Annotated in this window: 8 protein-coding genes; 4 read left to right on the forward strand and 4 right to left on the reverse strand. The window is 63.7% G+C overall.

Annotated elements, in window-relative coordinates:
- Positions 1-284: 284 nt before the first annotated feature.
- Complete coding sequence (locus Q0L57_RS33965; RefSeq protein ID WP_296747627.1) at positions 285-1,460, reverse strand: HlyD family secretion protein; 1,176 nt, start codon at positions 1,458-1,460, stop codon at positions 285-287.
- A 132-nt stretch (positions 1,461-1,592) separates the two neighbouring features.
- Between Q0L57_RS33965 and Q0L57_RS33970 the strand changes: the two genes are divergently transcribed.
- On the forward strand, positions 1,593-2,327 hold the full coding sequence (locus Q0L57_RS33970) for a TetR/AcrR family transcriptional regulator (protein ID WP_296747628.1): 735 nt from the start codon (positions 1,593-1,595) through the stop codon (positions 2,325-2,327).
- Positions 2,328-2,382: 55 nt separating this feature from the next.
- Here the strand turns inward: Q0L57_RS33970 and yihA are convergent, their stop codons facing one another.
- The 3 genes from yihA to Q0L57_RS33985 form a co-directional block, all read right to left on the reverse strand.
- Positions 2,383-3,054 (reverse strand): ribosome biogenesis GTP-binding protein YihA/YsxC, encoded by a 672-nt coding sequence (gene yihA, locus Q0L57_RS33975; protein ID WP_296747630.1) that lies wholly within the window; start codon positions 3,052-3,054, stop codon positions 2,383-2,385.
- Positions 3,051-3,689, reverse strand: a complete 639-nt coding sequence (locus Q0L57_RS33980; protein ID WP_296747632.1) for a CatB-related O-acetyltransferase — start codon at positions 3,687-3,689, stop codon at positions 3,051-3,053. Before Q0L57_RS33980 ends, yihA begins: the two co-directional genes overlap by 4 nt.
- 83 nt (positions 3,690-3,772) lie before the next feature.
- Positions 3,773-4,093, reverse strand: a complete 321-nt coding sequence (locus Q0L57_RS33985; RefSeq protein WP_296747633.1) for a hypothetical protein — start codon at positions 4,091-4,093, stop codon at positions 3,773-3,775.
- Positions 4,094-4,253: 160 nt separating this feature from the next.
- Here Q0L57_RS33985 and Q0L57_RS33990 point away from each other — a divergent pair, with 160 nt between their 5' ends.
- Genes Q0L57_RS33990 through Q0L57_RS34000 form a run of 3 tightly spaced genes read left to right on the forward strand, consistent with a single transcriptional unit; the run spans position 4,254 to position 7,547 of the window.
- A complete protein-coding gene (locus Q0L57_RS33990) occupies positions 4,254-4,718 on the forward strand; it encodes a MarR family transcriptional regulator (protein WP_296747635.1) in 465 nt (154 codons plus the stop codon).
- Positions 4,711-6,006 carry an efflux RND transporter periplasmic adaptor subunit gene (locus Q0L57_RS33995; RefSeq protein WP_296747637.1) on the forward strand — a complete coding sequence of 432 codons (1,296 nt, stop codon included), beginning with the start codon at positions 4,711-4,713 and terminating at the stop codon, positions 6,004-6,006. Before Q0L57_RS33990 ends, Q0L57_RS33995 begins: the two co-directional genes overlap by 8 nt.
- Entirely contained in the window at positions 6,003-7,547 is a 1,545-nt protein-coding gene (locus Q0L57_RS34000) for a DHA2 family efflux MFS transporter permease subunit (protein ID WP_296747639.1), read from the forward strand. The genes Q0L57_RS33995 and Q0L57_RS34000 overlap by 4 nt, the downstream gene beginning before the upstream one ends.
- The last annotated feature ends 393 nt before the right edge of the window (positions 7,548-7,940 follow it).

A 7,940-nucleotide genomic window follows, 5' to 3' on the forward strand; every position in this document is an offset into this window, starting at 1 on the left:
ATCTGGATGTCGAGGATCGCCATGAACATGCCGAACACCATCGCCAGGAAGGCGACAACGCGGCGCACCGGCATATGGTCCACCGGCAGGGCCGGAGCGGCAACCGCCGGACGTCCCGGCGCTGATCCTGCGGTTATGGTTGCGGTTGCCATTGTATGGCCTCCCTAAACAATTCCAGGAAACTACGCGGCAATTTGCCGTCCGGAATTGCGTCGTGACGGATAGTTGGCTGGCTGGGCGGTTCAGCGCTTGATCAGCCGCCGAACCGCCCCCCAGAAAGGCGCTTAGTTGGCCGGCGCGGTCCGGGTATCGGCCGCGACGACGACGCTCAAGCCGGCGCGCAGCTTGCCGGTCTTCAGCACATCGGCAGGCACGTCGATGCGCACGGGCACGCGCTGCACCACCTTCGTGAAGTTGCCGGTGGCGTTCTCCGGCGGCAGCAGCGAGAACACCGCGCCGGAGGCCGGGGCCAGCGATGAGACGGTGCCTTCGAAGCTCTGCCCATCGATCGCGTCGACGGTGATGCGGACCTTCTCGCCCGGCACCAGCTTTCCAAGCTGCGTCTCCTTGAAGTTGCCGACGATATAGAGCTTGTCCATCGGCACCACGACAGCGAGCTTCTGGCCGGGGCTGACGAGGTCGCCCTGCTCGACCGAGCGGTTGCCGACGACGCCGTCATACGGCGCCTTGAGCACGGTGAAGGACAGGTCGCGCTGGGCCTTGTCGCGGGTGAGCTGCAGCGAGGCCAGCGTGCTTGCCGATTCCGCGCGCTGGGCTTCCAGCACGCCGATATTGGCCTGCGCCGCGGCGATCTGGGCGTCAGCGCCGGCGAGCGCCGCCTTGGCCTGGTCGAGGGCCGTCTGGGCGTCGTCGAGCTGCGCCTGGGTGCCGACATGAGTCTTCAGCAGCTGCGCCGCGCGGTCCTGGGCGCGTGCCGCGTTGTCGGCGGCGGCCTGGTCGGCGATCTTCAGCGCCTGCGCCTGCGTCAACGAGGCCTGCGCGGCCTTGGTCTGCGCGTCGATACGGTCGAGCGTCTTCGCCAGCGTGGCGATCTGCGCCTCGGCCTGGCCGACCGCGATCTTGTAATCGCCCTGATCGATGACGAACAGCGGATCGCCCGCCTTTACCTGCTGGTTCTCGCTCACCACGACCTTGTCGATGTAGCCGGAGATCTTCGGCGAGACGAAGGACGTGTCGGCCTGGACATAGGCGTCGTCGGTCGAAATCAGGAACCGGCCGTCCGTCCAGTAATTATAGCCATACCAGGACCCGGCACCGAGCAGGCCCAGCCCGATGATCGGCAAGAGCAGCGAGCGTATCGAACGCTTCTTCTTGGCCGGCGCTTCGACGGGCGCAACCGGTACGGGCTGGACGGGGACTTCCGGGGCCTCGGTCGACGGCTGGACCTTGGCGTTGGGAAAAGTGCGGACTTCTGCGGTGGCGGACGCGTTCGAGGACATGATAATCTCTCTGGGACAAGTCAGTCAGACTGAACCGTTCGGTTCGAATTGGAGATTGACATAGCGCGAAAAGAGGCCCATATCAAGAGCAAATCGAACCGGGCGGTTCGAAATATTTTGAGGTACCATCCTATGGGGCAAACATTACCCGATGCTAAAACGCTCGGTACCAAAACCGAGGATTGTGATCTGTTGGAAACGCTGCGTCGCGGCCGTCCTGCGGCCGGCCAGGATCCGGTCAAACGCGCCCAGATCATCGAAGGCGCGCGCCGCGTCTTCATAGACAAGGGCTTCGAGGCCGCGTCGATGAACGACATCACCCGCGAGGCCGGTGTCTCGAAGGGCACCATCTACGTCTATTTCGCCAACAAGGAAGAATTGTTCGAGGCGCTCATCGAGGAAGAGCGCGGCACCATCTTCAAGAACATGTACGATGTTCTCGACCATGCCGACGACCTGCGCGAGACGCTGGTGAAGTTCGGCAAGGTGCTTGGCATGAAGATAACTTCCGCCAAGGTCATCCAGGCTCAGCGCACGGTGATCGGAGCATCCGACCGGATTCCGGAGCTCGGTGCACGCTTCTACGAGCGTGGCCCGAAGCGCGGGCATGACAAGTTCGTCACCTTCCTCGGCACCGCCATCGAGCGTGGTCTGGTCGAGATCGAGGATGTGCACCTCGCCGCCTATCAGTTCACCGAACTGTGCCTCGCCGGGCTGTTCCGCCAGTGCATCTTCTCCTACCGCAGCAAGGCGCCAAGCCAGGCCGAGATCGAGCATGTCGTGCGCTCTGGCGTGAATGTCTTCCTGAAGGCCTACGGTACCGAAAAGCTTGCCGCGGAGGAAAGGGCGCACGCCACGTCCGCCTGACAGCCGGTTCCGCTCTTTCGCGGTTGCGGGCTGGAAGTCGCGGCGCTCTAGTTGCCTATCCTCCGTTCGCTACCAGGGCGATGGCAGCGCGCAACTCGTCCATGCCGTCGCCCTTTTCCGATGACGTCGAGAGGACGGCCGGAAACGCGGCGGGCCGCTTTTTGATTTTTGCCAGCGTTTCCTCGATCAGCTTCGGGACGCCCGCTGGCTTGATCTTGTCGGTCTTGGTCAGCACGACCTGATACGATACCGCCGCCTTGTCGAGCAGCGACAGCACTTCCTCGTCCTTGGTCTTGATGCCATGGCGGGCGTCGATCAGCACATAGACGCGCTTCAGCGTGACACGGCCCTGCAGATATTCGTAGATCAGCTTGGTCCAGGCGTCGACCTTGTCCTTCGGCGCGCTGGCGTAGCCGTAGCCCGGCATGTCGATCAGCGCCATCGGCGGCAAGTCGGCGCCTTCGCCGGAAAAACCGTCCGGCACGAAATAGTTGAGTTCCTGCGTGCGCCCCGGCGTGTTCGAGGTGCGCGCCAGGCCCTTCTGGCCGACAAGCGCGTTGATCAGCGAGGACTTGCCGACATTCGAGCGGCCGGCAAAGGCGATCTCGGGCGGCCCCTCCGGCGGCAGGAATTTCATCGACGGCACGCCGCGGATGAAGATCCAGCCGCGTGTGAACAATTCCGGACTGATTGCCGTGTCGTTTGTGCTTTTGTCGGGCGCGTTCAAGCGGCGGCCTCCAGTCCGGAAATATTGGCGCCCCTGATGGCGTCGAGGTTTCGGCTGATCTTGTCGACCGGCCAGTCCCACCAGGCCGCCGCCAACAGCCGCCGCACCGTGAATTCATCGAAGCGCATCTTCACCACCTTGGCCGGATTGCCGGCGACGATCGCATAGGGCGGCACGTCGTGCGTGACAACCGATTTCGCGGCGACGATGGCGCCGTGGCCGATCTTCACGCCGGGCATGATGACGGCGTCCATGCCGATCCACACATCATTGCCGATGACGGTATCGCCCCGGATCTCCTTCGACCAGGTTTCGGGATCGAACCCTTCCTCCCAGCCATGGCCGAAGATGTTGAAGGGATAGGTCGAGAAGCCGGACATTGCGTGGTTGGCGCCGTTCATGATGAAGCGCACTCCTTCGGCGAGAGCGCAGAACCTGCCGATGATGAGCTTGTCGCCGATGAAGGGATAATGGTGCAGCACGCATTTCTCGGCGAATTTGTCCGGCCCGTCGGGATCGTCATAGTAAGTGAAGTCGCCGATCTCGATGTTGGGCGATGTCACCAGCGCCTTCAGGAAGCCGACGCGTGGATGGATCGGAATGGGGTGCTTGATGTTGGGATTGGGTCCGGTCATCGAAATCGGTCCGCGATTTGGCAGGCATGGCGTGGCGAAGCGTCGATCAAACTAACGTGATCGGGCGAGCGCGCCAACCTCGCTCAATGACTGCCGCGGCAGATCACGATCGGGTTGGAAAGCGCGCTGTCGAAACCGCTGCCCTGATAGACCTGGACGTTGGATGCGCCGGGCGGCAACGTGAAGCTGCCTTCCACGACCTGCTGTCCTCCGGCCGGCATGTGCAAAGCCCAGCTGAAGGTGCAGAACTGCGGCGGCGCCTTGGGTTCGACGTGGCTGCAGTTCAGTTGCGCGCCGCCCAGCATCGCTGCGCCGCCGCAGCTCACGGTGTCCTTCGCGGCGGCAGGCAAAGCGCAGCCCAATACGGCAGCCACGGTCACGGTCCTGAGCCAGTTCATCGTCATTTTTTCGCCGGCCCGCGCCGGTCCTTCCGTTGCGCCACGCTGACGCGACATTTGCTCCAGGCGGCTTAGACGGTCTTGCGCATCGCGTCCAGCAGGATTATGTGCATGATGATAATAAGCATGCTCACGAAAGTTTGTCTGCCAGCTTCGAACTCTTCCCATGTCTACCTCACCCAATATCAGCTTCGTGCTGCACGACGTAGCGCGCCTGCTCAGGAAGCGCTTCGAGCAGCGCTCGCGCGCATCCGGACTGACCCGTGCGCAATGGCAGGTGCTGTCCTATCTGTCGCGACAGGAAGGCATCCACCAGACCAAGCTGGCTGACCTCATCGAGATCATGCCGATCACGCTGGCGCGGCTCCTCGACAAGATGGAGGCGCGAGGCTTCATTGAGCGCCGCCCCGACCCTGCCGACCGCAGGGCCTGGCTGATCTATCTGACTCCGAAAGCCCATCCGCTGATCGAAGTGATGCGCGGAAATGGCCAGAAGACGCGCGAGGAGGCCTTTGTCGACCTCTCCGCGGACGCGCAGCAGCAGCTGCTGCAAACCCTTTGCCTGATCAAATCCAATCTGCTCGAGGCCTGCGCCCAGCCGGCCGTCGACCAGGAGAAAGTCCATGTCTGAACCAACCTCATCAAGAAAGCCTGCCGAAGACGATGACGCAGGCGAAAGAGCTGGCGACCAGGTAATCCGCCTGGATACCCAGCGCGAGCAGAGGCGAGGCGCCAGCAATCCCGTCATCGACGACGATGAGCTGGAGGCCCCGGTCGCTCCAGAACCCGCCAAGCTGGAGGCGCCCTCGGCGCAACCGAAGCCGGCGGCTGTCACCATGGTTCCTTCAGCTCCGGCCAGGCCAAGGCGTAGCCTGACGCGGCCTGTCATGTTTGCGCTGCTTCCCGTGGCGCTGGTGGCCGGCGGTTACTACTACGTCACCGGTGGCCAGGTCATGACCACCGACAATGCCTATATCCAGGCGCAGTCGCTCGGCGTTTCCACGGATGTCTCGGGCACCGTGCAGGAGATCGACGTGCATGAGAATGAGGCAGTGAAGAAGGGCCAGGTGCTCTTCCGCCTGCGGCCCGCTTCTTTCGAGACCGCTGTGGCCGGCGCCGAGGCGCAGCTCGGCACGGTGCGCAACCAGGTGCTGACCCTGCAGGCGAGCTACCAGCAGTCGCTGGCGCAGATCGACCAGGCCGAGGCCGATATTCCTTACTACGAAGCGGCCTTCCAGCGTCAGCAGGACCTGCTCAAGACCTCCACTGCCTCGAAGGCGACCTTCGACAGCGCGCAGCATGATCTCATTGCGGCCCGCCAGAAGGTGACCGTCGCCAAGGCGCAAGCTCAGGCGACGCTCGCCCAGCTTGGCGGCGACGCCAGCCAGCCCGTCGAGAAGAACCCCTTCTACCTGCAGGCGCAGTCGGCGGTGGACGATGCCCAGCGCAACCTCAACGACTCGGTCGTCAAGGCGCCGTTTGACGGCATCGTCACCAATGTCGACTCCCTTCAGGTCGGCAAGTACCTGCCCGCCTCTCAGCCGGCATTCGGCCTGGTTTCGTCGACCGATATCTGGATCGCCGGGGAACCGAAGGAAACCGAGCTGACCTATGTCCGGCCCGGCCAGAAGGCGACGATCACCGTCGACGGCTATCCGGGCCAGGTCTGGCACGGCACCGTCGCCAGCATCAGCCCTGCCTCATCGTCCAGCTTCTCGCTGCTGCCGGCGCAGAACACCAGCGGCAACTGGGTCAAGGTCGTGCAGCGCATCCCGATGCGGGTGACGATCGACGATCCGCAGGGCAAGCCGCCGCTGCGCGGCGGCATGAGCGCCGTCGTCGACATCGATACCGGCCACGCGCGCGGCCTGCCCGACTTTATCGCCAACCTCTTCAAGCATTCCGAGCAAAAGTCATGAGCACCGCCAACGCGATCGGCGCGCCAGTGGTCGCCAATCGCGGCGCCATCACCGCCTGCGTGATCCTGGCGGTCATCATGCAGGCGCTGGACACCACCATCGCCAATGTGGCGCTGCCTTACATCCAGGGCAGCGTCTCGGCGAGCGCCGACCAGATCAACTGGGTTCTCACTTCCTACATCGTCGCGGCAGCCGTCATGACGCCGCCTTCGGGCTATCTTGCCAACCGCTTCGGCCGCAAGCGCATCCTTCTGGTGGCGATCACCGGCTTCGTCGTCGCATCCGTGCTGTGCGGCTTCGCGCAGTCATTGCCGCAGATCGTCGGCTTCCGTCTGCTGCAAGGCCTGTTCGGCGCGGCCCTTGTCCCGCTCTCGCAGAGCATCCTGCTCGACATCTACAGCGTCGAGGAGCGCGGCTCGGCCATGGCGTTGTTCGGCGTCTCCGTGATGGTCGGGCCGGTGCTCGGCCCGGTCATCGGCGGCTGGCTGACCGAGAATGTCAGCTGGCGCTGGGTCTTCTATATCAACGTGCCGATCGGCGCGCTGGCCTTCGCCGGCGTCTCGATGTTCGTCCAGGAAACCAAGCTCGACCTGAAGGCGCGGCTCGACTGGCTCGGCTTCGGCATGCTGAGCCTTGCCATCGCTTCGCTGCAGATGTTCCTCGACCGCGGCGAGCAGCTCAACTGGTTTTCGTCGGCGGAGATCGTCGTCGAGGCGCTGGTCTGCGCGTCGGCCTTCTACATCTTCCTTGTCCACACCTTCACCGGGCGCGACACTTTCGTGAACCCGCGGCTGTTCCTCGACCGGAACTTCGCCGTCGGCATGGTCTTCATCTTCATCATCGGCATCACTTATCTCGCCTCGCTCGCCCTGATGACGCCCTATCTTCAGACGCTGATGGGCTACCCGGTGGTGACGGCCGGCATCGTCATGGGGCCGCGCGGCCTCGGCACCATGGCCTGCATGTTCATCGTCGGCCGGCTGGTCGGCAAGGTGGACACCCGCTGGCTGCTGTTCACGGGCCTCGCGATCACCGCCTGGGCGATGTACGACATGACCGGCTGGACCCCCGACGTGTCGCAATGGACGATCATCAGCACCGGCTTCATCCAGGGCGCGGGGCTGGGCTTCCTGTTCGTGCCGCTCACCACCATCACGTTCGCCACCCTGGCGCCGGAAAGGCGCGCCGAAGGGACCGGCCTCTACAATCTGTCGCGCAACATCGGCTCCAGCGTCGGCATCTCGGTGGTCAGCGCGCTGCTCACGCAGAACATCCAGGTCAATCACGCCAACATCGCCGACTACGTGACGCCATACAATCAGGCGTTTTCCAATCCGGCGATCGCGCAGGCAATGAACCCCTTCACCGCCGCCGGCCGCGCCGCGCTGGACGGTGTCGTCACCCTGCAGGCGACCATCATCAGCTACATGGACGACTTCAAGCTGATGATGATCCTGTCGCTGGCCGCCATTCCGCTGGTGCTCTTGCTGCGCAAGCCTTCCACGCCGGCCAAGGTCGATCACAGCGCCGTCATGGAGTGACGGCGTCAAACGGTTCAATTCATTATCGGATTGTTGTCTTTCGCGGCCAGGACCGGGGTTCCCGCCGCGAACCCCGGTCTGCCGGACGGCCTCCCAAACACCGGCGTCGTTGCGCCGGAAGCCGGTCCGGACGTCGGGGAGGACACGGATAGCTACGAGCGACCAGCTTCCGGAGTTTCGCCTTGCGGCGCGGACTTCGGAAAAAAGGTAGCGGACTTCTAGTCGCGTTGCGGCGAAGGGGCGGCGGTAAAGAAAAACCCCGGACGAGCCGGGGTTTTCAGTTTCTGCTTATGGTGCCCGGCTATTCCGCCGGGGATGGTTTCTTGCGGAATAGCGCCGCCAGATTGTCCCACAATTCGATCTTGGCGCCCTGGCGCTTCATGATCACGCCCT

The sequence above is a fragment of the Mesorhizobium sp. genome (assembly GCF_024509055.1).
Taxonomy (GTDB): domain Bacteria; phylum Pseudomonadota; class Alphaproteobacteria; order Rhizobiales; family Rhizobiaceae; genus Mesorhizobium.